The 26,155-nt window shown below is 66.6% G+C and carries 22 protein-coding genes; 12 read left to right on the forward strand and 10 right to left on the reverse strand.

The features are described 5' to 3' along the window. From TSB10GB4_RS03935 to TSB10GB4_RS03955, 5 genes are all read right to left on the reverse strand, one after another. Complete coding sequence (locus tag TSB10GB4_RS03935; RefSeq protein WP_186390302.1) at positions 1–927, reverse strand: DMT family transporter; 927 nt, start codon at positions 925–927, stop codon at positions 1–3. Positions 928–1,088: 161 nt separating this feature from the next. Beyond that, on the reverse strand, positions 1,089–1,487 hold the full coding sequence (locus TSB10GB4_RS03940; protein ID WP_244296468.1) for a nitrile hydratase accessory protein: 399 nt from the start codon (positions 1,485–1,487) through the stop codon (positions 1,089–1,091). After that, on the reverse strand, positions 1,474–2,133 hold the full coding sequence (gene nthB / locus TSB10GB4_RS03945; RefSeq protein WP_186394647.1) for a nitrile hydratase subunit beta: 660 nt from the start codon (positions 2,131–2,133) through the stop codon (positions 1,474–1,476). Before nthB ends, TSB10GB4_RS03940 begins: the two co-directional genes overlap by 14 nt. Beyond that, positions 2,130–2,810: a nitrile hydratase subunit alpha gene (gene nthA / locus TSB10GB4_RS03950; RefSeq protein ID WP_186394648.1), complete on the reverse strand. Its 681-nt coding sequence runs from the start codon at positions 2,808–2,810 to the stop codon at positions 2,130–2,132. The genes nthB and nthA overlap by 4 nt, the downstream gene beginning before the upstream one ends. Before the next feature lie 44 nt (positions 2,811–2,854). Continuing rightward, positions 2,855–3,616, reverse strand: a complete 762-nt coding sequence (locus tag TSB10GB4_RS03955) for a gamma-glutamyl-gamma-aminobutyrate hydrolase family protein (RefSeq protein WP_186394649.1) — start codon at positions 3,614–3,616, stop codon at positions 2,855–2,857. 408 nt (positions 3,617–4,024) lie between these two features. Here TSB10GB4_RS03955 and TSB10GB4_RS03960 point away from each other — a divergent pair, with 408 nt between their 5' ends. Beyond that, positions 4,025–5,119: a TRAP transporter substrate-binding protein gene (locus TSB10GB4_RS03960; protein WP_186390306.1), complete on the forward strand. Its 1,095-nt coding sequence runs from the start codon at positions 4,025–4,027 to the stop codon at positions 5,117–5,119. A 143-nt stretch (positions 5,120–5,262) separates the two neighbouring features. Here TSB10GB4_RS03960 and TSB10GB4_RS03965 read toward each other — a convergent pair whose 3' ends face one another. Next, entirely contained in the window at positions 5,263–6,654 is a 1,392-nt protein-coding gene (locus TSB10GB4_RS03965) for a TRAP transporter large permease subunit (RefSeq protein WP_186394650.1), read from the reverse strand. Beyond that, positions 6,654–7,238: a TRAP transporter small permease subunit gene (locus tag TSB10GB4_RS03970; RefSeq protein WP_244293228.1), complete on the reverse strand. Its 585-nt coding sequence runs from the start codon at positions 7,236–7,238 to the stop codon at positions 6,654–6,656. Before TSB10GB4_RS03970 ends, TSB10GB4_RS03965 begins: the two co-directional genes overlap by 1 nt. 384 nt (positions 7,239–7,622) lie before the next feature. Here TSB10GB4_RS03970 and TSB10GB4_RS03975 point away from each other — a divergent pair, with 384 nt between their 5' ends. Continuing rightward, a complete protein-coding gene (locus tag TSB10GB4_RS03975; RefSeq protein ID WP_186394651.1) occupies positions 7,623–11,084 on the forward strand; it encodes an indolepyruvate ferredoxin oxidoreductase family protein in 3,462 nt (1,153 codons plus the stop codon). Positions 11,085–11,095: 11 nt separating this feature from the next. Here the strand turns inward: TSB10GB4_RS03975 and TSB10GB4_RS03980 are convergent, their stop codons facing one another. Further along, positions 11,096–11,866 carry a response regulator transcription factor gene (locus TSB10GB4_RS03980; RefSeq protein WP_186394652.1) on the reverse strand — a complete coding sequence of 257 codons (771 nt, stop codon included), beginning with the start codon at positions 11,864–11,866 and terminating at the stop codon, positions 11,096–11,098. Further along, a complete protein-coding gene (locus tag TSB10GB4_RS03985; protein WP_186390310.1) occupies positions 11,863–13,803 on the reverse strand; it encodes a PAS-domain containing protein in 1,941 nt (646 codons plus the stop codon). The genes TSB10GB4_RS03980 and TSB10GB4_RS03985 overlap by 4 nt, the downstream gene beginning before the upstream one ends. A gap of 265 nt (positions 13,804–14,068) precedes the next feature. Between TSB10GB4_RS03985 and TSB10GB4_RS03990 the strand changes: the two genes are divergently transcribed. The 8 genes from TSB10GB4_RS03990 to TSB10GB4_RS04025 all read left to right on the forward strand — a co-directional run bounded on the left by TSB10GB4_RS03990 (position 14,069) and on the right by TSB10GB4_RS04025 (position 23,033). Beyond that, a complete protein-coding gene (locus TSB10GB4_RS03990) occupies positions 14,069–16,057 on the forward strand; it encodes an AMP-binding protein (RefSeq protein ID WP_186390311.1) in 1,989 nt (662 codons plus the stop codon). Beyond that, the gene (locus tag TSB10GB4_RS03995; protein ID WP_208984418.1) at positions 16,054–16,881 is read left to right on the forward strand and encodes an ABC transporter ATP-binding protein; all 828 of its coding nucleotides are present in this window, start codon (positions 16,054–16,056) and stop codon (positions 16,879–16,881) included. The genes TSB10GB4_RS03990 and TSB10GB4_RS03995 overlap by 4 nt, the downstream gene beginning before the upstream one ends. Positions 16,882–16,891: 10 nt before the next feature. Beyond that, a complete protein-coding gene (locus TSB10GB4_RS04000) occupies positions 16,892–17,788 on the forward strand; it encodes a branched-chain amino acid ABC transporter permease (RefSeq protein WP_186390312.1) in 897 nt (298 codons plus the stop codon). 33 nt (positions 17,789–17,821) lie between these two features. Further along, positions 17,822–18,898, forward strand: a complete 1,077-nt coding sequence (locus TSB10GB4_RS04005; RefSeq protein WP_186390313.1) for a branched-chain amino acid ABC transporter permease — start codon at positions 17,822–17,824, stop codon at positions 18,896–18,898. Positions 18,899–18,971: 73 nt separating this feature from the next. Continuing rightward, positions 18,972–20,291: an ABC transporter substrate-binding protein gene (locus tag TSB10GB4_RS04010; RefSeq protein WP_186394653.1), complete on the forward strand. Its 1,320-nt coding sequence runs from the start codon at positions 18,972–18,974 to the stop codon at positions 20,289–20,291. Positions 20,292–20,331: 40 nt separating this feature from the next. Beyond that, entirely contained in the window at positions 20,332–21,150 is an 819-nt protein-coding gene (locus TSB10GB4_RS04015) for an ABC transporter ATP-binding protein (protein ID WP_186390315.1), read from the forward strand. A 44-nt stretch (positions 21,151–21,194) separates the two neighbouring features. Continuing rightward, positions 21,195–22,436: a phenylacetate--CoA ligase family protein gene (locus TSB10GB4_RS04020; RefSeq protein WP_186394654.1), complete on the forward strand. Its 1,242-nt coding sequence runs from the start codon at positions 21,195–21,197 to the stop codon at positions 22,434–22,436. Between the two features lie 117 nt (positions 22,437–22,553). Then, complete coding sequence (locus TSB10GB4_RS04025; protein ID WP_186390317.1) at positions 22,554–23,033, forward strand: response regulator; 480 nt, start codon at positions 22,554–22,556, stop codon at positions 23,031–23,033. Between the two features lie 33 nt (positions 23,034–23,066). Here TSB10GB4_RS04025 and TSB10GB4_RS04030 read toward each other — a convergent pair whose 3' ends face one another. Next, positions 23,067–23,552 (reverse strand): response regulator, encoded by a 486-nt coding sequence (locus TSB10GB4_RS04030; protein WP_186390318.1) that lies wholly within the window; start codon positions 23,550–23,552, stop codon positions 23,067–23,069. 403 nt (positions 23,553–23,955) lie between these two features. Between TSB10GB4_RS04030 and hemH the strand changes: the two genes are divergently transcribed. Next, positions 23,956–24,987: a ferrochelatase gene (gene hemH, locus TSB10GB4_RS04035; RefSeq protein ID WP_208984427.1), complete on the forward strand. Its 1,032-nt coding sequence runs from the start codon at positions 23,956–23,958 to the stop codon at positions 24,985–24,987. Between the two features lie 157 nt (positions 24,988–25,144). After that, positions 25,145–26,155, forward strand: coding sequence for an SPFH domain-containing protein (locus tag TSB10GB4_RS04040; protein WP_186394656.1), 1,011 nt, complete (start codon positions 25,145–25,147; stop codon positions 26,153–26,155).

The following is a 26,155-nucleotide window of genomic DNA, read 5'->3' on the forward strand; positions in this document are numbered from 1 at the left end:
TCAGGCCTTGCCGCCGGCACCGGCCGTCGCTGCGCGCCGCCGCGCCGTCACCTGCTCCCGGTGGATGACATAGAGACCGGAGCCGGTCGTGAGCAGGATGCCGAGCGAGGCCAGCGTGTTGGGCAGGTCGGCGAAGATGAGCCAGCCGATCAGCGTCGCGAAGGGGATCTCCAGATACTGCATGGGGGCCAGCGTCGCCGCCGGAGCAAGCCGCAGCGACCAGGTCATCAGCAGGTGGGCGACGGTTCCCAGAACGCCGACGGCCGCAAGCAGCCACATGTCCCGACTTTCCAGCGCAACGAAATCCAGTCCGGGCAGGCCGGCGCTCGAAAACACCAGCCAGGCGCTTCCCAGGATGAAGGTGGCGATGAGGCCGCTGACTGCTTGCAGGCTGATCGGGTCGGTGGCCTTGGCGATGCTGCGTGTCACCATCATGAACAGGGCGAAAGCAACGGCGACGCCGAGCGGCAGCAGGGCCGGGGCGCCGACGGCGGCGTAGTTGGGCTGGATCACCAGAAGGGCACCAGCAAAGCCGACGATGCACGCCATCAGCCGATAGGGGCCGACCTGCTCGCCGAGGACGAACCGGCCAAGCAGGAGCATCAGGAACGGCATCACGAAGGCGATCGCGATGGCGTCGGCCAGCGGCAGGAACCGCAGCGAAGCAAACATCGCGGCGATGCCGAGAATGTGCAGGATGGTGCGCAGGACGGTCAGTTGCAGCAGGCGCAAAGGCATGCGCAGGCTGCCGCGCGCGAGCCAGACCACCGGGATCAGCAAGGCGGCCTGCAGCGCGAAGCGGACCAGAAGCAACTGCCCGAGCGGCACCGTCTCGCCGAGAACCTTGGCGACGGCGTCCCCGAGCGGGGCGAGAATGCAGAAACCGGTCATGAGCAGCATGCCGCTCAGAGGCCTGTCGTGGGTCATGGTCGCACAGTAAGCCGCGGCGCAGCCCAAGGGAAGCGCAGGGGTTGTATCCGGTTGTATATAATCGGCAAATTTGCCGATGCCAAGCGCGGGCAGTCCTGACCTAGCCCGACGGATTTGGCAAGCGGAGATCGCAAGAGGGCGGACGCGGGTGTGAAATGTCAGGCCGGGGGAACCGGCTCCCCGTCCCGTCCGAGCTCGATCGGCTCGCCGTGCGGCGTTGCGGCGGCGGCGCGCAGCCATGCCTCTTGCCGGGCGTCGATCTGCTCGTGCGAGGTCAGCGCCTTGCGCGTGATCATCGTCTCGAGCGCCACCAGCCAATGCTCGTAATAGCTGTCGCCGCAGTCCGGATCGCCGCGCGACTGGGCCTTGCGGATCGCTTGCGACAGGGTCTGCGCCCATTCGCTCCAGGTGAACACGCCGCGCTCGTGCAACTCGACGGCCAGCGCGAAGGCGCGGGCTTCCCAGGGCTCGCGGAACACCGGCTCGCCGTCTTTCTGAGGCAGGTTGTCCAGCGGCGGCAGCGGCGTTTGTCCGCCCGACGTTTCAGAGGGCTTCAAGATAGGGCTCCCACAGGTCGATGCGCACTTTGAGGGACGGATCTGTGCCTTCTCCCCAAAGTTCGGGTCCGTCAAAGACGACGCCGTAAAGCCAGGCGGGCTGTTCGCCCTTGCCGGCCGCATTGGTGTCGGGGAAGACGTGGATGCCATGCACGGCCTCGATCACGCCGGCGCGCCCACGGCAGTAGCGCGGGATGCGGGTATGGCCGGTGGGGTGCATGTTGCGGGCACGCACGCGGTCGCCGACGGCAAACCTCGCCGGCCGATCCCCCTCGCGCTCGCTCGGGCCGCCCCGGGCGAGAACCGGTGCCACATCGGCGGCGGCGAGCACACGCTTCACCGGGCGGCTGTGGCGCAGGCTGTGGCCGGCGGCGATCTCGTCGGGTCCGACAAGGTCGCGTTCCGCGAGCAGCCTTTCCAGCCCGGACAGCCAGATCTGATAGTAGCTCGAGGCGAGGTAACGGGCCGGGTCCATGCTCTCGCGGGCATGGCGGGACATGTCGATGTTCCATTCGCCGGTCGCGCCCATCGCCAGCGTCAGCGCGAAGGCGCGCGGTTCCCAGTCCGCATGGAAGAGGGGCTTGACCGGCTCGGGCACCACCGCGCCGAACCCCATCATGCCGCCCAGGTCCTGTGCGCCGTTCATCCTGCCTGTGCCTCCAGCTCTGCGGGCGTGAGCGCAAGCCCGGTGCCGATCATGCTGTCGCGGGTGACGAGGCGCGCCAGTTCCTCTTCGCTCCAGCCGACGGTGCCTTCGGGCCGGCGCGGCAGCACCAGGTAGCGGATTTCGGCGGTGGAGTCCCAGACGCGGATCTGCGTGTCGCCCGGCAGTTCGACACCGAAGTCCGCCAGCACGCCGCGCGGGTCGCGCACCGCCTTGGCACGGTAGGGAGCGGACTTGTACCAGACCGGCGGCAGGCCGAGCACCGGCCACGGATAGCAGGAGCACAGGGTACAGACGACCATGTTGTGTTCGCTGGCCGTGTTCTCCACCGCCACCATGTGTTCGCCCTGCCGGCCGATATAGCCCAGCGAATGGATGGCGCCCGTGGCATCGCGCATCAGCCAGTCGTGAAACTCGGGATCGCTCCACGCCTTCGCCACCACACGGGCGCCGTTATGCGGACCGACCTGCGTCTCGTAGGTCTCGATCAGCACATCGAGGGCGGCCGGGTCGACATAGCCCTTCTCGATCAGGATCGATTCCAGGGCTCGCACGCGGGCATCGATCTGCGAAAGGTGCGAGCCGTGATCATGGCCGTGCCCATGCCCGTGGTCATGCTCGCCGTGATGGTGGCCATGATGGCCGTTGCCGCCCGTCATCCTGCTGGACCTTTCCGTGTATCCTGTCCTGCCCTTCGGCGGTGTTATTCGGCCGCCTGCCGGGCGCCCCGGGTCTCCCGCAGCGCCGCGCCGAAGGCGGCGAACAGGCGCGAGGAGGCGGCGTCGCTGCCGACCCAGTATTCCGGGTGCCACTGGGTGGCGATGGCGAAGGAGGACGCCGCGTCGATCGAGACGGCCTCGATGGTGCCGTCGTCGGCGGTCGCTTCGATGGTGAGGCCGGGCGCAAGCCGGCCGATCGCCTGGCGGTGCAGCGAATTGACGTCGATGCGGGCGTCGCCAAGGATCGCCGCAAGCTTGCCCTGCGGCACGATCTCGACATGATGGGCAAGGGCGAAGCGGGCGTCCTGGGTCTCCCCTTCCGGGGCGCGGTGGTCGCGCCGCCCGGTCATCTCCTGCACCTCGCTGACCAAGGTGCCGCCGAGTGCCACGTTGAGCTCCTGCAATCCGCGGCAGATGGCGAAGACCGGCAGGCCTCGGGCGATGGCACGGCGGATCAGCGGCAGCGTCGTGGTGTCGCGGCGCCTGTCGAAGGGACCGTCCTGTTCGCGGGCTTCGGCGCCGTAGAAGACAGGGTGGACGTTGGAGCGCGAGCCGGTCAGCAGCACTCCGTCGACCCGGTCCAGCACCGCGTCGAGGTCGATCGCCGGGCCCATGGACGGCAGCAGCAGCGGCATCGCGCCGGCGCCCTGCACCAGCGCTTCCAGATAGGTAGACGGGGCGGCGTGCCAGGCATAGCCTTCGACTTCCTTGACGTCGCAACTGACAAGAACAACGGGGGCAGACATTTGGGGGCTCCTGAAAGGGCTCCTGGGGGGGATCCGGTCGCGGTCGGGTCGCACAGGGACGGGAAGACGAGACCGCGGCCCGAACGGTCGCGCCCGCATCGACTGCGGGCTCGACTGGGAGATTAGCGGAAGGCGCTGGCTTGTCCACCATCCGGCGAGATCTCCCGCCCGCGGCGGGGCGCGATTGGTCCGCACCCGCGGGCGCCGCGAAAATTCGCACCCGCATGCCGGCCGGCCTTGTGTCCCAATGGCATATGCGGTTTATATCGCTCTCAAAGTGCCTTTAGGAGAAGGGCACTTGGCAACGTCGGGCGGCATTGGCTGCCGACACCGGTTCGAGAATCGATCGTTCGTGAGATCGTTCAGCGGGCAGTCGAGATCTCGATCAAATCCCAAGGGAGGGACTGCATGGATCGCCGTTCATTCATCACGAAGGCCGGCCTCGCCGGCGTTGGCGTGGGTGCCGCCACGCTCGCCGCTCCGGCCATTGCGCAGGGCAACCAGACCTGGCGCATGGTCACCACCTGGCCGAAGAACTTTCCTGGCCTCGGCGTCGGCGCGCAGCGCCTTGCCGACCGCATCACCGCCGCGTCCGGCGGCAGGCTGACCGTGCAGGTCTACTCGGCCGGCGAACTGGTCCCGCCGCTGCAGTCGCTCGACGCGGTGATCGACGGGTCGGCCGAGATGTCGCATGGCGCCGCCTATTACTGGCAGAACAAGAGCCAGGCGCTGTCCTTCTTCACCGGCGTTCCCTATGGCATGACCTCGCGCGAACTCGCCGCCTGGGTGCGCTATATGGGCGGCCAGGAAATCTGGGACGAGATCTACGACCAGTTCGGCGTGCAGGGCTTCCTGTCCGGCGACACCGGCACCCAGGCGGGCGGCTGGTTCCGCAACGAACTGACGAGCCTTGAGTCCGTCAAGGGCCTGCGCTTCCGGACCCCGGGTCTCGGCGGCCGCGTGTGGGAGAAGCTCGGCGCCACCGTCACCAACATGGCGGCGGGCGAGATCTTCCAGGCGCTGCAGTCGGGCACGCTGGACGCGGCCGAGTTCGTCGGCCCCTACAACGACCTGGCGCTCGGTTTCTACCAGATCTGCAAGAACTACTACTTCCCGAGCTTCATCGAGCCGGGTCTTGCAACGGAACTGGTCGTCTCCAAGGCGAAGTACCAGGCCCTGCCGAGCGACCTGCAGGCCATCGTCCGCGACGTCTGCCAGGCCGAATACGACCAGGTCGCCTCGGACTTCTATGCCAACGATCCGCGCGCGCTGAAGACGCTGGTCGAGCAGCATGGGGTGCAGGTGCGCGAGTTCCCGGCCGACATCATGGAGGCCGGCGCCAACGCGGCGATCGAGATCCTCGAAGGCCTGCGCAACTCCGACGACGCTCTCGTCAAGAAGACGACCGAGAGCTTCATCGAGTCGCTCAACATCATGCGTACCCGCACCGAAGGCACCGACGGCGCCTTCATCCAGGCGCGCAAGACCTACTTCAAGATCTGACGGTCATCGACCGGCTCCGGTCGGTCCCCGAAAATGCAAACCCCGGCCGAAAGGCCGGGGTTTTTTGTTGCAAGGTGCCGGTCCGCGCGTCGCTCGGCCTGGGAGATGCTCAACGCCGGTATCGCGCCGGCGTGGCGGCAGGATCAGCGATAGATCAGCCGCGGCAGCCAGGTGGCGATCTCCGGGAAGGCGAACAGGATGGCGATGGCCAGGACCTGCAGGCCGACGAAGGGCAGCACGCCCTTGTAGATCATCGTCGTCGACACGGAGTGCGGGGCGACACCGCGCAGGTAGAACAGCGCGAAGCCGAAGGGCGGCGTCAGGAACGAGGTCTGCAGGTTGACGCCGACAATGATGCCGAGCCAGACCGGGTCGACATCGAGGGCAAGCAGGATCGGCGCGGTGATCGGGATCACGATGAAGATGATCTCGAACGTGTCGAGGATGAAGCCCAGCAGGAACATGATGAACATCACCACCGCCACGGCCATCAGCGTGCCGCCGGGCAGGTTCGCCAGGAATTCGTGTACCAGATTGTCGCCGCCCATCAGGCGGAAGACGATCGAGAACACTGCCGCGCCGAACAGGATGATGAACACCATGCAGGTGATCGTCGCCGTGGCGATGGCGGTCTCCCGCAGGATCGAGAAGGACAGGCGCCAGCGCAGGGCGGCGAGCACCAGCGCGCCGACCGCGCCCACGGAGGCCGCTTCGGTCGGTGTGGCGATGCCGCCGAGGATCGAACCGAGCACGGCCATGATCAGCAGCAGCGGCGGCAGCAGCGCGGTCAGCACCTCGCGGAAGAGATGCGCCTTCTCTTCCGGCGGGACGGGCGTTGCCGGGCAGGATTCCGGATCGGTGATCGCCTTGAACACGGTCCAGGCGAGATAGAGGCCGACCAGCATCAGGCCGGGCAGGAGAGCGCCGGCGAAGAGATCGCCGACCGAGACCGGTGCCGGTGCGAAATTGCCCTTCGACATCTGGACCTGGGCGTTGATGCCCGACAGCATGTCGCCCATGAAGATCAGCACCGTCGACGGCGGGATGATCTGGCCGAGCGTGCCGGAAGCGCAGATGACGCCGCTGGCAAGCCGCGGGTCGTATTTCGCGCGCAGCATCGCCGGCAGCGAGATCAGGCCCATGGTGACAACGGTGGCGCCGACGACGCCGGTCGAGGCGGCCAGCAGCGCGCCGACGACGATGACCGACATGCCGAGGCCGCCGCGCAGGTTGCCGAACAGCTTGCCCATGGTCAGCAGCAGTTGCTCGGCGATCTTCGAGCGCTCCAGCATCACGCCCATGAAGATGAACAGCGGCACGGCGACCAGCACCTCGTTGGTCATGTAGCCGATATAGCGGTTGGCGAGGCTGCCGAGATTGGAGGGGTCGAAGACGCCAAGCCACATGCCGACAAGACCGAACATCAGCGACACGCCGGCAAGCGTGAAGGCGACCGGAAAGCCGAGCAGCAGGAAGCCGATGATGCCGAAGAACATGAGCCCGGACAGGAGCTCGCCGATAAGGACCGGAGTCATCAGGCTTCAGCCTCCCCCTTGGACGCGGCAACGGACTCGTAGCGCAGATGCGGCGGCAGCAGGTCTTCTCGGCCCGCCAGCACCAGCACGGCACGGGCCGCCATTGCCAGGCCCTGCAGGGCAAGCAGCGCGGCAAAGCCGATGATGAAGGATTTCAGGATGAACAGTCCCGGCATGCCGCCGAAATTGGCCGAGGCCTCGCTGAGGCGCCAGGAACGCGCGACGAAGGTCCAGCTATAGTTGGTTACCACATAGGTGAAAGGCAGCAGGAACAGGAACACGCCGAGCAGATCGACCATCGCCTTGCGGCGCACGGTGGCCGGCCGGTAGAAGATGTCGACGCGAACGTGGTCGTTGCGCAGCAGGGCGAAACCGGCGACGGCGGTGAACATGGCACCGTTCAACCAGACATAGAGATCCTGCATCCAGACAAAGCTGGTGGAGAAGACGTAGCGTTGCACCACCACTGTGAAGCAGACGACGACGATGGCCAGCGACAGCCAGGAAAACACGTTTCCGACCAGCGCGTTGAGCCCGCTGATGACGCGGACGATCAGGGCGAGCGCGCGCACCGGCTCACTCACCGTCGCGCGTTTGGCGGCGCGCGTTCTCGAGTTTCATCACGGATCCTCTCCGGTGGTTTCCCCCACGGGATGCTGGCGTGTTCGCCATTCCAGCCCGCTTCCCCATATGTCGATGGGCGTTTGCTTAGCAGTTTTGCAGCCGATGCAAAAGCAATGCTGAGCCTGTCGCGGGCAAAATTGTCGGAGGGGAGAGAGAGGGCGAGACCGGGTTCCCCGGACGTCGCGGCATATGCGGTCTCGCCCGGCTTCCGACCTGCCTGCGGGGCAGGGCAATCGCAAGATCACCTTGCGGACGTGTCGGAATTCATTTGACGGAGCCGGGGGTTGGGAAAGAACCTTGGCAGAGCGGGTGCGCGTGAGGGCACCCGCAGGGAGGGAGTTTACATGGCACGCAATACGGTCTCGCTCGATGACAAGTACGACCTTGCCAAAGAGCGCATCTTCATCTCCGGCACCCAAGCCCTGATCCGCCTGGTGCTGATGCAGAAGGAGCGGGACCGCCGCGCCGGGCTCAACACCGCCGGCTATGTCACCGGCTATCGCGGCTCGCCGCTCGGGGCGCTCGACCAGCAGTTCCAGAAGGCCGCGCGCTTGCTCGCGCCGCAGGACGTGGTGTTCTCGCCGGGGATCAACGAGGACCTTGCCGCCACCGCGCTGTGGGGCACCCAGCAGGCGGAAATGCGCGGCGAGGGCCGTTATGACGGCGTCTTCGGCATCTGGTACGGCAAGGGGCCGGGCGTCGACCGGTCGGGCGATGCCTTCCGCCACGCCAATCTCGCCGGCACCTCGCGTCATGGCGGCGTGCTGGCGCTGATGGGCGACGACCACACCTGCGAGAGCTCGACCACGGCACATCAGTCGGAATTCGCACTGGTCGATGCGATGATGCCGATCCTCAATCCGGCCGGGGCGCAGGAGATCCTGGATTTCGGCCTCTATGGCTGGGCGCTGTCGCGCTATGCCGGCATCTGGGCCGGCCTCAAGCTGGTCAAGGATAATGTCGAATCGACCGCGACCATCGACGGGCGGCTCGACCGGGTCCTGCCGGTCCTTCCTGATTTCCCCTTCCCGCCGGACGGCGCGCATATCCGTCCGTCCGATCATCCGTTGGTGCAGGAGGCGCGCCTGCACGAGGTCAAGCTGCCGGCGGCGAAAGCCTTCATCGCCGCCAATCCGCTGGACAAGGTGGTGCTGTCGGGCGGCCGTCAGCCGGTGGTCGGCATCGTCTCCACCGGCAAGAGCTACCTCGACGTGGTCGAGGCGCTCGACTTGCTCGGCATCGACGAGGTGGCGGCGGCCGATCTCGGCGTCGCCTTCCTGAAGATCGGTTGCCCCTGGCCCTTGTCGCCGGGTCGGCTGCGCGATTTTGCAAAGGGTCTCGAGCTGTTGATCGTGGTGGAGGAAAAGCGCGGGCTGATCGAGCCGCAGGTCAAGGAGATCCTCTACGGCATGACCGACGCCCCGACGGTGATCGGCAAGGCCGACGAGGACGGTGCCGTGCTGTTCCGCGCGCCCGGCGCGCTGGAGCCGATCCAGATCGCCCGCGAGATCGGTCGCCGGGTGGCGCGGCGGCGCGCCTCCGACGCGCTCTCGGCGCGTCTTGCGGATGTCGAGGAGCGTGCCCTGAGGCTGGCGACGACGCGAGACGTCGCCGTGCGCAGCCCGTATTTCTGCGCCGGCTGCCCGCACAACTCCTCGACACGGGTTCCCGAAGGCAGCCGCGCCTATGCCGGCATCGGCTGCCATTACATGGTCCAGTGGATGGACCGGAACACGGAAGGCTACACCCAGATGGGCGGCGAGGGCGCCAACTGGGTCGGCGAGGCGCATTTCTCGCGCACCGGCCATGTCTTCCAGAATCTCGGCGACGGCACCTACAACCATTCCGGTGCCCTGGCGATCCGCGCGGCCAAGGCGGCCGGCGTCAACATCACCTACAAGATCCTCTACAACGACGCGGTGGCGATGACCGGCGGCCAGGCCCATGACGGCGGTCTGCGCGTCGACGAGATCGCCCGGCAGGTGGCGGCGGAAGGGGCGCGGCGCGTCGTCATCGTCACCGACGAGCCGGGCAAGTATCCCCCTGCGACCGCCTGGCCGTCCGGCACCGCCATCCATCACCGCGACGAGTTGATCGAGGTGGAGCGCGAACTGGCCCGCGAGCCCGGCCTCACCGTCCTCATCTACGACCAGACCTGTGCGGCCGAAAAGCGGCGCCGGCGCAAGCGCGGCCTCTTTCCCGATCCCGACGAGCGGGTGGTGGTCAACGAACTGGTCTGCGAGGGCTGCGGCGATTGCGGCGTCCAGTCCAACTGCGTCGCCATCCAGCCGGTGGAGACCGAGTGGGGCCGCAAGCGGATGATCGACCAGTCATCCTGCAACAAGGACTTCTCCTGCGTGAAAGGGTTCTGCCCCTCCTTCGTCAGCGTGCGCGGCGGCGTGCTGAAGGGCCGCGCGGTGATGCCGCCGCCGCCGCCGCAGGTGGCCGAGCCGCAGATCGCGCCGCTTACCGGCACCCATTCGGTGATGATCACCGGCGTTGGGGGCACCGGCGTCGTCACCATCGGCGCGGTGATCGGCATGGCCGCGCATCTCGACGGGCTTGGCTGCGGCATCATCGACATGGCTGGCCTCGCCCAAAAGGGCGGCGCGGTGATCAGCCATCTCAAGCTGGCGCCGCGGCCCGAGGAGATCTCGGCGATCCGCGTCGGGCCTGGCACGGCGGATCTCGTGCTCGGCTGCGACATCGTCGTCGCCGGATCGGCGAAGATCCTCTCGGCGATGACGCCGGGCCGCAGCTTCGCGGTGGTCAACACCCACGAGACGCTGCCGGGCGACTTTGCCCGCAACCCCGATTTCAGCCTTCCCGGCCGGCGGCTGGTCGCGGCGCTCAGCGAGGCGGCGGGGCGTGACCGCGCCCGTTTCATCGATGCGACCGCGCTCGCCACTGAACTCTTCGGCGATGCCATCGCCGCCAACATGTTCCTGCTCGGCTTCGGCTGGCAGCTCGGCGCCCTGCCGCTGACCCGCGAGGCGCTGGAGGAGGCGATCCGGCTCAACAAGGTGTCGGTGGAGATGAACCTTGCCGCCTTCGCCTGGGGGCGGGTCGCGGCGGTGGATCCGGACGCGGTGGTGCGGGCGGCGAAGACCCGCCCCGACCGGCTCGAGCACCGACGCCTGTCGGACAGCGTCGAGGAGATGATCGAGCGGCGCGCCGCCTTCCTCGCCGACTATCAGAATGCGGCCTATGCGGCGCGATACCGTGACCGCGTCGCACGGCTGTCGCAGGCGGCCAGTCGTCTCGGCGCGCCCGGCGAGGAAATCCGCGAGACGGCGGCGCGCGAGCTCTTCCGGCTGATGGCGATCAAGGACGAGTACGAGGTTGCCCGCCTGTTTATCGGGGAGAGTTTCGCGCGGCAACTGTCGGAGACCTTCGAGAGTTTCCAGAAGCTGGAGTTCCATCTGGCGCCGCCGCTGCTGTCACGCACCGACAAGCGCACGGGCCGTCCGGCCAAGCGCCGGTTCGGACCCTGGATGATGCCGGCCTTCCGCCTGCTTGCCCGGATGAAGGGCCTGCGCGGCACCGCCCTGGATCTGTTCGGCCGCACGCAGGAGCGGCGGCGTGAGCGCCGCTTGCGCGACGACTATGAGCGGATCGTCGACGAGGTGGCGGGTTCGCTGGAGGCCGGCAATGCGACGGCGGCGCTGGCGCTGCTCGCCTTCCCACGCTCGATCCGCGGCTTCGGCCCGGTGCGGGAAGCCTCGATGCGCGAGGCCGAGGCGCGACTGCCCGAGTTGCTTGCGGCGTTTCGCGAGGGACGCGGCGCCCGGCTTGCGGCGGAGTAGGGGGCGGGCGCTCAGCCCGTGACCCACTCCACCTGCGCGGTCAGCATGTAGCCGGAGCCGTAGACGGTGCGGATCAGGGTCGGGGTGTCGGGGCGGGTCAGCTTCTTGCGGATGCGCGAGATGCGCACGTCGATCGCCCGGTCGAGCGTGTCGTCGCGTCCGCCATGCTCCAGCAGGTAGTCCCGGCTGAGCACGCGGCGGGGGGCCTTCAGCAGCGCCGTCAGGATCGCTGCCTCGCCGGTCGACAGGAACGTCTCCTCGCCGTCCGGATCGACGAGCCGATGGCTTTGCGGCTCGAACCGCCAATTCTCGAAACGAGCGAATTCCCGCGGCGCTCGCTCGCCGCTCTCGCTGCTGCCCGTTGCCGCCGCCGGTGCGGCCCGGCGCAGCAAGGAGCGCACCCGGGCGACGATCTCGCGCGGATCGAACGGCTTCACCACATAGTCGTCGGCGCCGAATTCCAGTCCCATGATCCGGTCGGAGGCATGGGCGCGGGCGGAGAGCACGAGGATCGGCACGGGCCCGCGCGCGCGGATCCGGTTGATCATCTCCATTCCGTCCATGTCCGGCAGGCCGAGGTCGAGGATGATCGCCGCCGGCATGCACTGGCCGATGCCGATCAGGGCCGCGTCGGCGGTCGCGAAGACCTCCGTGCGGAACCGGTAGGCGGAGAGCGTTTGCGCCAGCAGGGCTCGGATCTCCGCCTCGTCCTCGATGATGAAGACGAGCGGGTCCGCACCGATGGCCGCGTCTCTGCCCTGGATCGGGTCGGGATGGTTCATGAAGCAAGCATCTCGTTGATGGTCCGGGCAAGAAGGCGGCTGGAAAACGGTTTCGGCAGCACCGGGCAGTCCGGAGCCTGGACATCCTGCGTCGGACCCTGACGGTAACCGGTCATCAGCGCGACCGGAAGACCTGGCCGCTGTTTTCTCAACTCGGCAACCAGCGCGATCCCGTTGGTCTGGCCCGGCATGACGATGTCGCTCAGCACCGCGCGGATGTCCTCCACGTCGCGGACGAGGTCGAGCGCGTCGTCCGTGCTGCCCGTCACCAGCACCGAGTAGCCGAGCGCGCAGAGCTGGTCGCGGACGACGTCGGCAACATCGGCGTCATCCTCGACCAGGAGTACCAGTTCGCCATTGCCATTGGCGGCCGGTTCGCCCTCCGTGCTGTCGTGGGGGCCGGGTTGGGCGTCGATCATCGGGAAGGCGAGGCGGATGGTGGTGCCGACGCCGGGGGTGCTGTCGATCAGGATGCCGCCGCCGCTGCGCCGCACGCAGCCATAGACCGTGGGCAGGCCGAGGCCGCTTCCCGTGCCGAAGGGCTTGGTGGAGAAGAACGGGTCGAAGGCTTGGCGGCGCACTTCCTCGCTCATGCCTTCGCCATCGTCGCGCACTTCCAGCAGCGCGTGCAGTCCCGGCAAGACGCCGAAGCGGTCGGCCTCGGCCCCGGTGAGATCGGAGCAGGTCAGCGAGATGGCGATGGTGCCGCCAGCGGGCATGGCGTCGCGGGCATTGAGCACCAGGTTGACCAGCGCGTTCTCGAACTCCGCCGGATCGACACGGACGACTGCGTCGCAGGCGGCGAGATCGAGGACGAGGTCGACCGACTTCGGCAGCGAGCCGGCGAGCAGGCCCTCGATATTCGCCGTCAGCGGGGCGAGCCGCAGGGGCCGCACGTCCAGGGCATCACCCCTGGCGAAGGCGAGCAGGCGCCGTGTCAGGTCGGCGCCACGCTGGGCCGCCTGATGGATCGGGTCGAGATGCATGGCAAGATCGGGCATGGCCGGAATGTCGACCTTGCGCCTCAGCGCCAGCACATTGCCGATGATGATCGTCAGCAGGTTGTTGAAGTCATGGGCGAGCCCGCCGGTGAGCTGACCGACCGCCTCCATGCGCTGGGCCTGGGCGAGCGCGGCCTCGCTGCGCTTCTGCTCGGTTGCGTCCAGCGACAGCACGAAGCAGCCGAGCACCCGCCCGTCCAGCGTGCGGTCGGGGATCAGCGTCGAGCGCATGTGGGCGACCATGCCGTTCTGCCGGGTGCGGGAATATTCGTAGGAGACCGCCTGTCCCTGGAACGCCTTCTCGATATGTGGCTCCAGCCGGCCGTAAAGGTCGGGGCCGAGCACATCGCCGACATGGCGGCCGGCGATGGATTCCACTGTCTGGTCGAACCACTTGGCATAGCGGCGGTTGGCGAAGCGGTAGATCGGGCCGGGGCTGATATAGGCGACGAGCGCGGGAATGTTCTCCGTGACGAGGCGCAGCCAGTCCTCGCTCTGGCGCAGTTGATGGGTTCGCTCGGCGACGGTGCGCTCCAGCGAGGCCTGGTGCTGCCGCTCGCGCGTGATGTCGGTATAGGTGGTGACGAAGCCGCCTTCCGGGAGCGGCGCGCCGGTGACCATCACCACCTGCCCGTCGGGGCGCACCCGCTCGAAGGAATGCGGCTCGAACAGCCTGGCCCGCTCGACCCGGCGGGCGACGATCTCGGCGACGTCGCCGGGACCGTATTCACCGCGCGCCGCGTTCACCTCCAGAAAGGCGGACAGATGCGTGCCGCGGCGGGCGAGGTGCCAGGGAAACTCCAGCATGGAGAACAACTGCCGGTTCCATGCGACCAGCCGCAGGTCCGCGTCGAAGACGGAGAACCCCTGGTTGATGTGGTCGAGCGCCGCCTGCAGCAGGTCGAGCCGCTCGCGATAGAGGTCGCGGCGTGTCATGGGGCGAGTTTATCCCGCCTTTCGCACCTGTCGATATCGTCTCTCGTCGACAGTGGTGTCCCACCTCGATGAAACAATTCGTTGCAATTGGCACATACTGGCGCAACGCTGCGGCCCTAGCGTTGTCTTCAAGCGAAATTCCGCGTCAACCCGCAGCAGATCTCCAACAAGAGAGAAGGGGTTGCCGCCGCAGGGACTCATCGCGTCCCGGCAACGCTGCAACGAACGACCCCGAATAACGGGGCGTCCAAAGGGGAAGAAACGCATGGCAGGGTCGCCCGTCGTCGAGCGCCTCGACGAGGACACCTTTCCGAAGATTCTCCTGCGCAATGCCCGTGTCTTCGCCGACCGGCCGTCGATGCGCGAGAAGGATCTCGGAATCTGGCAGACTTGGACATGGTCGCAGGTGCTGGAGGAAATCCGCGCCGTCTCGATCGGTCTCCAGGATATCGGCTTCGGGCCCGGCGACAAGATCGCCATCATCGGCGCCAACCGGCCAAGGCTCTACTGGTCTATGGTGGCTGCGCAGTCGCTCGGGGGCATTCCGGTGCCGCTCTACGCGGACTCCGTCGCCGAGGAGATGGCCTATGTTCTGGAGCACGCGGAGGTGCGCTTCGCCTGCGTCGAGGACCAGGAACAGGTCGACAAGCTCCTGTCGATGTCGGAGCAACTGCCCAAGCTGGAGCATGTCGTCTATGACGATCCGCGCGGCCTGCGCGACTACGACCACACCCGGCTTCATTCCTTCGAACAGTTGCAGGTGAACGGCCGCGCCGCGCTTGCCGCCGATCCGGCGCGCGAAAAGGCCTGGCTCGACGGCATCGCCGCGACCAAGGGGGCCGACCTTGCGGTGATGCTCTACACCTCCGGCACCACCGGCCGGCCGAAGGGCGTGATGCTGTCTTTCGACAATCTCGTCATCTCGGCACGCAACGGCAATGCCTTCGACAGGCTGAACGAGACCGAGGAGACCATCGCCTATCTGCCGATGGCCTGGATCGGCGATCACGTCTTCTCCCTCGCCCAGGCCTATCTCGCCGGCTATTGCGTCAACTGTCCGGAGAACCTGGAAACCGTCCTGTCGGACCGACGCGAGATCGCCCCGACCTATTTCTTCGCTCCGCCGCGCGTCTTCGAGGGTCTGCTGACCCACATCATGGTCCGCATGGAAGATGCCGGGCGGATCAAGAAGAGGATGTTCGACAGCTTCATGGCGCTGGCGCGCCGGGTCGGCGAGCCGATCCTCAACGGCGAGAAGGTGTCGCTGGCCGACCGGCTGCTTTACGGGCTCGGCGAGTTGCTGGTCTACGGGCCCTTGAAGAACCAGATGGGCTTCACCCGGCTGCGCGTCGGCTACACCGCCGGCGAGGCGATCGGCCCGGAGATCTTCCGCTTCTACCGCTCGCTCGGTCTCAACCTGAAGCAGCTCTACGGCCAGACCGAAGCCAGCGTCTACATCACCATGCAGCCGGACGGCGAGATCTATGGCGACACGGTCGGCACGCCGGCGCCGGACGTGGAGATCAGGATCGCCGAGAGCGGTGAGGTGCTCTATCGCTCGCCGGGCGTCTTCGTCGGCTATTACAAGAACGAGGAGGCGACCCGCACCACCAAGACCGAGGACGGCTGGGTGCTGACGGGCGACGCGGGCTTCATCGCCGACAACGGCCACCTGAAGATCATCGACCGCGCCAAGGATGTGGGCAAGCTCACCGATGGCTCGCTGTTCGCGCCGAAATACATCGAGAACAAGCTGAAGTTCTATCCCAACGTGAAGGAAGTCGTGGCCTTCGGCGACGGGCGTGAGTTTTGCGGCGTCTTCGTCAACATCGACCTGACCTCCGTCGGGTCCTGGGCCGAGCGCAACAACGTCAACTACGCCTCCTATCAGGAGCTGGCGGCGCATCCGCAGGTCTACGAGATGATCCGCAAGCATGTCGACGAGGTCAACCGCGACCTTGCCGGCGAGCCGATGATGGCCGGGGCGCAGATCAAGCGCTTCCTGGTGCTGCACAAGGAGCTGGACGCCGACGACGGCGAGTTGACGCGCACCCAGAAGGTCCGCCGCTCCTTCATCGCCGACCGCTACGCCCCGCTTATCGAGGCGCTCTACGACGGCTCCACCAGCAAGCATGTGCGCACCGAGGTTACCTTCGAAGACGGCCGCAAGGGCGCGATCGAGGCGACCGTCGAGATCCGCGACATGCAGACCTATCCGGCCGCGGGCAGCGGCATGAAGGAGGCGGCGGAATGAACGCCTTTGTCGATCCCGCCGGCATGTCCGGGCATTCAGGCCTTGCCAGAGGCGAAGTCCTTCTGCGCGTCGACAACGTCTCGTTGTCCTTCGGCGGCGTGAAGGCGATCACCAACATCTCCTTCGACATCCTCAAGGGCGAGGTGCGGGCGATCATCGGTCCGAACGGCGCCGGCAAGACGTCGATGCTCAACGTCATCAACGGCTTCTACCATCCCCAGGAGGGGACGATCACCTGGCGCGGCCAGGTCCGGCGCAAGATGAGGCCCTACGAGGCGGCAAGCCACGGCATCGCCCGCACGTTCCAGAACGTGGCGCTGTTCAAGGGCATGACCACGCTCGACAACATCATGACCGGCCGCGGTCTGAAGATGAGGAAGAACTTCTTCTGGCAGTGCCTGCATTGGGGGCCGGCCTTGAAGGAGGAAAACGAACATCGCCGCAAGGTCGAGGAGATCATCGACTTCCTCGAGATCCAGGCGATCCGCAAGACGCCGGTCGGCCGGCTTCCCTACGGACTGCAGAAGCGGGTGGAACTCGCGCGTGCGCTGGCGATGGAGCCGGAGCTCCTGCTGCTCGACGAGCCGATGGCGGGCATGAACCTGGAGGAGAAGGAGGACATGAGCCGCTTCATCCTCGACGTGAACCAGCAGTTCGGCACGACGATCGCGCTGATCGAGCACGACATGGGCGTGGTGATGGACCTGTCCGACCGCGTCGTGGTGCTCGATTACGGCCGCAAGATCGCCGACGGGCCTCCCGAGGAGGTGCAGTCGAACCAGAATGTGATCGACGCCTATCTCGGCGTTCCGCACGGCAATTGAGGGTCCGGGGATGGCGATTTTCATCGAGACAGTCCTGTCCGGCCTGATGGCCGGCGTGATGTACGCGCTGGTCGCGCTCGGCTTCGTGCTGATCTTCAAGGCGTCCGGCATCTTCAACTTCGCTCAGGGCGTCATGTGCCTGTTCGCGGCGCTGACCTTCGCCGGGATCATGGAGAAGACCTCCGTGCCCTGGCCCATCGCCTTCGTCCTCACCGTGGCGGTGATGGTGGGCGTTGCCTGGGCGGTGGAACGCTTCGTCCTGCGCCACCTGGTGAACCAGGAACCGATCATCCTGTTCATGGCGACGATCGGCCTCGCCTATGTGCTGGAAGGGGTCGGCGATATTATCTGGGGCTCGGACGTCAAGGTGATCAACATCGGCCTGCCGTCCGGCGCGGTCGACGTCCTGCTCGACAATTTCGACATCTATCTCGACAAGCTGGAGGTCTTCGCGGCCTTGATCGCCGCCGTGCTGGTCGGCTTCCTGGCGGTGTTCTTCCAGAAGACGCGGATCGGCCGGGCGCTGCGCGCCGTTGCCGACGATCACCAGGCGGCGCTGTCTGTCGGCATCTCGCTGCAGACGATCTGGGTGATCGTCTGGTCGGTGGCCGGCTTCGTCGCGCTGGTCGCCGGCATCATGTGGGGTGCCAAGTCCGGCGTGCAGTTCTCCCTGTCGCTGATCGCGCTGAAAGCCCTGCCGGTGCTCATTCTCGGCGGTTTCACCTCGATCCCCGGCGCCATCGTCGGCGGCCTGATCATCGGCGTCGGCGAGAAGCTCGCCGAGATCTATGTCGGGCCGATGGTCGGCGGTGCGATCGAGAACTGGTTCGCCTACATGCTGGCGCTGGCTTTCCTGCTGTTCCGGCCGCAGGGGCTGTTCGGCGAAAAGATCATCGAGCGCGTCTGACGCAGGGCTCCCCGACAGAAGGGTTCAATCGCAATGCTCTATCGTGAAGCCGGTCAGTTCAAGTCGAGCTACGCCGCCGACCAGGCGATCTTTCCGATCGCCCAGGATCGCTGGGCGGTCTGGGCCTTCCTCGCCGTCGCCTTCCTCGTCGTGCCGTTCTTCGTCAACGACTACTGGACCAACGCCATCCTGCTGCCGCTGCTGATCTACGGCATGGCGGCGCTGGGGCTGAACATCCTGGTCGGCTATTGCGGCCAGATCTCGCTCGGCACCGGCGGCTTCATGGCGGTCGGCGCCTATGCCTCCTACAAGCTGATGACCTCCTTCCCGGAGCTCAACATGATCGTGGTGGTGCTGCTGTCGGGCGGCATCACGGCAGCGGTCGGCGTGATGTTCGGCCTGCCGTCGCTGCGCATCAAGGGCTTCTATCTGGCGGTGGCGACGCTCGCCGCCCAGTTCTTCCTGGTCTGGCTCTTCAACAAGGTCGGCTGGTTCTACAACTATTCGGCCACCGGACAGATCAACGCGCCCGATCGCTTCCTCTTCGGCTTCCAGTTGACAGGCGCTTCGGCGCAGCCCTGGGTCAAGTACCTGTTCTGCCTGACCTTGCTGACCGTCTTCGCCCTGATCGCGAAGAACCTCGTGCGCGGGCGCATCGGTCGCAACTGGATGGCGATCCGCGACATGGACATCGCCGCCGAACTGATCGGCGTCAGGCCGCTGATGACCAAGCTTTCGGCCTTCGCCGTCTCGTCCTTCTATATCGGAATGGCCGGCTCGCTGCTGTTCGCGGTCTATCTCGGCGCCGTCGAAGTGGGCGAATCCTTCGGCATCAACGTCTCCTTCCTGGTGCTGTTCATGGTGATCATCGGCGGCCTCGGCTCGATCGTCGGATCGTTCATGGGCGCGGCCTTCCTGGTGCTGATGCCGATCCTCCTGAAAAACTTCATGGTCGACGGTCTCGGGCTGATGCCGGTGACGGCCAAGCATGTGGAAATCCTGTTGATGGGCCTGCTCATCATCTTCTTCCTGATCGTCGAGCCGCATGGCCTTGCCCGGCTCTGGCAGATCACCAAGGAGAAGTTGCGGATGTGGCCCTTCCCCTACTGAGGCAGCGCACAGACAAGACAATTCGCGCTGTCCAGATGACTGCCCAATGTCCTGTTCCAAGGGAGGAAACGACATGAAACTGAAGCACCTGACGGCAGGCCTCGCCGCGCTCGCGATCGCCTCGCCGATCGCGGCCACGACGGCGTCGGCCTACGAGCTGACAATTCCGTCGCTCGTCTACCGCACCGGCCCCTACGCGCCGGGCGGCATTCCCTTCGCCAACGGCTATGCGGATTATTTCAAGCTCATCCAGGAGCGGGATGGCGGCATCAACGGTGCCACCATCAACTTCATCGAGTGCGAGACCGCCTACAACACCCAGCAGGGCGTCGAGTGCTACGAGAACACCAAGGGTCAGGGCCAGAGCAAGGCGCTGATCTACCAGCCGCTGTCGACGGGCATCACCTATCAGATCATCCCGAAGGCGGCGGTCGACGAGATCCCGATCTTCACCATGGGCTATGGCCGCACCTCCGCCGCCAACGGCACGGTGTTCCCGTGGATCTTCAACTTCCCCGGCACGTACTGGGATGCGGCCTCGGGCATGGTCAACTATGCCGCGGCCATCGAAGGCGGGGCGGACAAGCTCGCGGGCAAGACCATCGCCCTCGTCTACCACAACTCGGCTTATGGCAAGGAGCCGATCCGGACCCTCGAGGAACTGTCGAAGAAGTACGGCTTCAAGCTGGAGCAACTGCCGGTCGATCACCCGGGCCAGGAGCAGAAGGCCACCTGGCTGCAGATCCGCCGCATGAACCCGGACTGGGTGCTGATGTGGGGCTGGGGCGTGATGAACCAGGTCGCCGTCAAGGAAGCCGCCTCGATCCGTTATCCGATGGACCGCTTCATCGGCAACTGGTGGGCCGGATCCGAGCAGGACGTGCTGCCGGCCGGCGCGGGCGCCAATGGCTATCTCTCGGCGACGTTCCACGCGCCGGGCGCTTCGTTCCCGCTGCATCAGGAGATCCTCGAGACCCTCTATGACAAGAACATGGGCGCCGGCGAGCGCGGGCGTGTCGGCGAGGTGCTCTACAATCGCGGCCTGATCGCCGCGGTGTGGACGGTCGAGGCGATCCGCAAGGCGATGGAGATCAAGGGATCGAACGAGATCATCGGCGCGGATGTGCGCGAAGGTCTGGAAGCCCTGGACGTCACCGAGGAGCGTCTTGCCGAACTCGGCCTGCCGAACTTCACCTATCCGGTGAAGATCACCTGCGCCGTGCACTCCGATCCGGGCACCGTGCTGATCCAGCAGTGGGATGCCAATGGCGGCGTCTGGAAGGTGGTCGCCTCGGGCATCGAGCCCGACCGCGACGTCATCGCGCCGCTGATCGAGGAGGACTCCGCAGCCTACGCGGCGGAGAACAACATCACCCCGCGCGACTGCAACTGACCTCACGGTCCAGCACAAGTCCACAGGAGTGGAGACAGGAATGAGCGAGACGTCCGCTTCGACGATCCTCTCGGTGAACAATATCGAGGTGATCTACAACCACGTCATCCTGGTGTTGAAAGGCGTTTCGCTCACCGTTCCCGAGGGGGGCATCGTCGCTCTCCTCGGGGCCAACGGCGCGGGCAAGACGACCACGCTCAAGGCGGTGTCGAACCTGCTGCATGCGGAGCGGGGCGATGTCACCAAGGGCAATATCGTCTTCCGCGGCGAGGAAGTGCAGTCGCTGTCGCCGAACGATCTGGTGCGGCGCGGCTGTATCCAGGTGATGGAGGGCCGTCACTGCTTCGGCCACCTCACCATCGAGGAGAACCTTCTGACCGGGGCCTTCACCCGTCGGGACGGGGCGGCCGCGATCAAGGCCAGCCTCGAGAAGGTCTACACCTATTTTCCGCGCCTGCGCGAGCGGCGCACCAGCCAGGCCGGCTATACGTCCGGCGGTGAGCAGCAGATGTGCGCTATCGGCCGGGCCTTGATGAGCCGGCCCAACATGATCCTTCTCGACGAGCCGTCGATGGGCCTTGCTCCGCAACTGGTCGAGGAGATCTTCGAGATCGTCAAGGAACTCAACGAGAAGGAGGGCGTGTCCTTCCTGCTCGCCGAGCAGAACACCAATATCGCGCTGCGCTATGCCACTTACGGCTACATCCTGGAGTCGGGCCGGATCGTGCTCGACGGGGCTGCCAAGGCGCTGCGCGAGAACGAGGACGTCAAGGAATTCTACCTTGGCGTCGGCGGCGAGGGGCGCAAGTCGTTCCGCAACGTGAAGCACTACAAGCGTCGCAAGCGCTGGCTCGCCTGAGGCCGAGCCCCTCCCGCCAAGCCAAGAGTCACGAGGAGCGCGTCATGAGCGCAGAGCATTTCGACAGCCTGGAGATCCGGGAACCGGGCGAGCGGGACGCCGACCTCTTCGCGCGGCTGCCCGGCCTCGTCGCCCATGCGATGGCGCAGGCGCCCGGCTGGGCGCGGCATCTGGAGGGGTGCACGCCGACGGCGCTCGTCGACCGGGCGGCGCTTGCCCGCCTGCCGGTGCTGCGCAAGGCGGATCTGATGGCGGCGCAGGCAGCAAATCCGCCGTTCGGGGGCTTCGCCACCGCTCCGGTCTCGGCCATGGGACGGATCTTCATGTCGCCGGGCCCGATCTGGGAGCCGCAGGGCGGCGACCACGACCCTTGGCGGGTGGCGCGGGCCTTCTTCGCCGCAGGCTTCCGCGCCGGCGACATCGTCCACAACGCCCTATCCTATCACCTGACGCCGGGCGGCTTCCTGCTCGATCACGGCGCTCGGGCGCTTGGCTGTGCCGTGTTTCCCGCCGGCGTCGGCAACACCGAAATGCAGGTCGAGGCGATCGCCACCCTGCGGCCGACCGGCTATGCCGGCACGCCGGACTACCTGAAAGTGCTGCTCGACAAGGCGGCGGAGCTCGGCCGCGACGCCTCGTCGATCCGCCGCGGACTGGTGTCGGGCGGCGCGCTGTTCCCGAGCCTGCGGGCGGAGTACCGCGCCCGCGGCATCGAGGTGCTGCAGGCCTATGCCACCGCCGATGTCGGCGTCATCGCCTATGAGACCGCGGCCGACCAGGGGATGGTCGTCAACGAGGACGTGATCGTCGAGATCGTCCGGCCGGGCTCCGACGTGCCGGTGCCCGAAGGTGAGGTCGGCGAGGTGGTGGTCACCAATTTCAACAGCGCCTATCCGCTGATCCGCTTCGGGACCGGCGACCTGTCGGCCGTGCTGCCGGGCCGCTCTCCCTGTGGGCGCACCAACATGCGCCTCAAGGGCTGGATGGGCCGCGCCGACCAGCGCACCAAGGTCAAGGGCATGTTCGTCGATCCGAAGCAGATCGCGGAACTCCTTGGCCGCCACCCGGAGATCGTCCGCGCCCGCCTCATCGTCGAGCGTCAGGCGGAACAGGATGTCATGCGGCTGGCCTATGAGGCGGAGGCCCATGGCGAAGGCCTCGACCAGGCGATTTCGGCGAGCTTGAGAGAGGTGACGAAGCTGTCCGGCCGGGTCGAGCGGGTGCTTCCCGGCGCCTTGCCGAACGACGGAAAGGTGATTGCCGACGAGCGCAGCTACGAGGCGTGACGCCCCGGGCCGGGGATAGCGCCGGCGGCGACCGGCCTCCTCGGCTCTTGCGCAGGTACAACGCTCTGGCCTATGCAAGGAGACCCGGTTGCGCGGGACCCGATGACGGCGGCCGGCATGGCCCAGATGCGGACGAGCGATATCATGCAGGATGAAGCGGCGAAGGCTTCCGACAGCGCGCTTGTGTTGCTGGTCGAGGACGATCCCGACGACGTCACCATCATTCGCCAGTCGCTGAAGGCGTCGAGCGTGCCGGTGCGTCTCGAGGTCGCCTCGGACGGCGCCGAGGCGCTCGACCATCTCAACCGGGCGGTGGCGGCAGGCGCCCCGGCGCCCGACCTGATCCTGCTCGACCTCAACCTGCCGGTGATGACCGGAACGGAGTTCCTCGGCAAGCTGCGCCAGCACGCGCGGCTCAGCGCCGTGCCGGTCTGCGTCTTCACCACCGCCGACGATCCGGTGACCATCCGCCGCGCCTATGCGGCCGGCGCCAATGCGGTCGTCACCAAGGCGGACAGCCTGGCCGGCATGAGCGAGGTGCTGCACACCATCGTCGAGTTCTGGTTCCGCGTCGCCGAGCGCTATCGCGGCGAGTGAATCGCGCGCTGCCGGCCCGTTCCGGATCAGCGTCTACAGATAGACGATCTCGTAGGGATCGTCGGTCGGGCCGGTCACGGCCTCCGCGTCCGCCGGAGTGGAGACGGCAAGGGGCGGGGCAGGCATTGCCCGGTCGAGCGGCTTGGAGAGTGCCGCGTCGATATGCGACCTCAGCACCTGCATCGAGAACGGCTTGACGATCACCGACTGGGCGCCGAGGGTCGCCGCCTTCTGCAGCACGGTGAGATCGACATGGGCGCTGATGATGATCGCCGGCGTTGCCGCGCAGACGGGATTGTCGTGGGCGCGCAGCCTGGTCAGGAACTCCGCGCCGTCCTGGAGCGGCATGCGCCAGTCGACCAGCATCACGTCGAAGCGGTGCAGCTTCAGCAGCTTCTCGGCTTCGATTCCGTTCCCCGCCTCGGTCACGGCCTGGTAGCCGAGCTCCTTCAGCATGCCGCGCAGCAGGCGGCGGGTGAAGGCGCTGTCCTCGATCAGAAGAATCTTCTCGTTCTTCACGGCGGTCTGTCCCGGTGGCGGCTTGCGGCGTGGCCGCCGCATGCGGCGGCGTCAGGGTGCAAGCCTCAGTAATATCGACAGGTTTACCTATCTGTTTGAAAGGACCGTTAACGCTGAGCCGCAGGCGTGCGCGCGAGCGGCCTGCGTCAGCCTGTCGCGGGCTCCCGCCGTGAACCCCTTGGACCGATCCTGCGTAGAGATTACCGGTGGTTCGGTGCCGACATTTGATCCAGCGCCTGGCCGCAAGGAGACTGCAAGTGGCACATTCGTTCCACCAGCAACTGGACCATCCGGCGTTTGCGCCTTATGTGCGGCGCAGCCGGACCGGAACATGATCGGGAGCCAGAAAGACAGCATGAGCGTGATCGACAGCGACAGCGAGCGGGAAGCGAGGCGTCGCGAGATGGGGCGGGTGCGGCTGCCGGAGGGACATCCGGGCGTCAAGGCGGGAAAGATCGGCGTGCTCATCGTCAATCTCGGCACGCCGGACGGCACCGACTTCCGCTCCATGCGCCGCTACCTGAAGGAGTTTCTGACGGACAAGCGGGTCATCGAATGGCCCAGAGCGATCTGGTACCCGATTCTGTTCGGCATCGTGCTCAACACCCGACCGAAGAAGTCCGGCAAGGCCTATGACGAGATCTGGAACCGGGAGCTCGACGAATCGCCGCTGCGCACGATCACCCGCTCCCAGTCCGACAAGCTCGCTGCCACCCTGGCCGGCGTCGACGATCGCATCGTCGTCGACTGGGCGATGCGCTATGGCCAGCCCTCGATCCCGGCCCGGCTGGCGAGGTTGCGCGAAGAGGGCTGCGACCGGCTGCTGGTGTTCCCGCTCTACCCGCAATATTCGGCCTCGACCACGGCGACGGTGAACGACGTGGTGTTCCGCGAGCTTTTGAAGCTGCGCTGGCAGCCGGCGCTGCGCACCGTGCCGCCCTATCACGACGATCCGGTCTATATCGACGCGCTGGCGCGCTCGATCGAAACGACCCTTGCCGGCCTCGACTTCGAGCCGGAGACGGTGCTCACCTCCTATCACGGCATCCCGCAGTCCTATTTCCGCAAGGGCGACCCCTATCACTGCCATTGCCAGAAGACGACGCGGCTGCTGCGCGAGCGGCTCGGCTGGCCGCAGGACAAGCTCAAGGTCACCTTCCAGTCGCGCTTCGGGCCGGAAGAGTGGCTGCAGCCCTATACGGACAAGACCGTCGAGGCGATGGCGAAGGCCGGCACCCGCAACATCGCGGTGATCAATCCGGGCTTCGTCGCCGACTGTCTGGAGACGCTGGAGGAGATCGCCGGCGAGGCTGGAGAGATCTTCCACGAGAACGGCGGCGAGAATTTCGCCCATATTCCCTGCCTCAACGACAGCCAGGGCGGCATGGACGTGATCCAGACTCTGGTGCGGCGCGAGCTGTCGGGCTGGATCTGAGTCGCCTGCGTCGATCTTCTTCACCACCACGCGATGCTTGCGCTTGCAGATCCTCGCCCGCCGGGTACATGTAGCGGCGGGCTGGCCGGTCGGGCGCGACCGGCCTTCGATCCGCTCCGCCGCGTCGAGAACGCGGCCCTGGTGAAGGATGACACAGATGCTCGAAGGCGTTTTCGGATTCGATATCCTGGTCCTTGTCCTGCTGGTGCTTCTGGTTCTCGTCGTCCTGGCGGGCGTCAAGACCGTACCGCAGGGCTACAACTACACGGTCGAGCGCTTCGGCCGCTATCGCAAGACGCTGATGCCGGGCCTCAACTTCATCGTGCCCTTCATCGATCGGGTCGGCCATCAGATCAACGTGATGGAGCAGGTGCTCGACGTTCCCTCGCAGGAAGTGATCACCAAGGACAACGCCACGGTGACCGCCGACGGCGTCACCTTCTACCAGGTGCTCGACGCGGCGCGCGCCGCCTATGAGGTGTCGGGGCTGGAGAACGCCATTCTCAACCTGACCATGACCAACATCCGCTCGGTCATGGGCTCGATGGATCTCGATGAGCTGCTGTCCAATCGCGACGAGATCAACGAACGCCTGCTGCGCGTGGTCGATGCGGCCGCCTCGCCCTGGGGCATCAAGATGACCCGCATCGAGATCAAGGACATCAACCCGCCGCGCGATCTGGTCGAGGCGATGGGCCGGCAGATGAAGGCCGAACGCGAGAAGCGCGCGGCGATCCTGGAGGCGGAGGGCAAGCGGGCCTCCGAGATCCTGCAGGCGGAAGGCCAGAAGCAGTCGCAGATCCTGGAGGCGGAGGGTCGGCGCGAGGCCGCGTTCCGCGATGCGGAGGCGCGCGAGCGCGCCGCCGAGGCCGAGGCCAATGCGACCCGCATGGTCAGCGAGGCGATCGCCGCCGGCGACATGCAGGCGATCAACTACTTCGTCGCCAACAAATATGTCGAGGCGCTCGGCCAGTTCGCCCGCTCGCCCAACCAGAAGCTCCTGATCCTGCCGACCGAGACCACCGCCGTGCTCGGCTCGCTCTCGGGCATCGCCGAGATCGCCAAGGAGGCCTTTGGCGGCGGGGGAGCGGCGTCGCGGTCGCGCGCCAGCGTTCCCTCGACCACGGCGCCCTCCGCGCCGCGCGATGGCGACGGACCACGGTCATGA

This window comes from Stappia sp. TSB10GB4, assembly GCF_900185745.1.
In the GTDB taxonomy this organism is placed as follows: Bacteria; Pseudomonadota; Alphaproteobacteria; order Rhizobiales; family Stappiaceae; genus Stappia.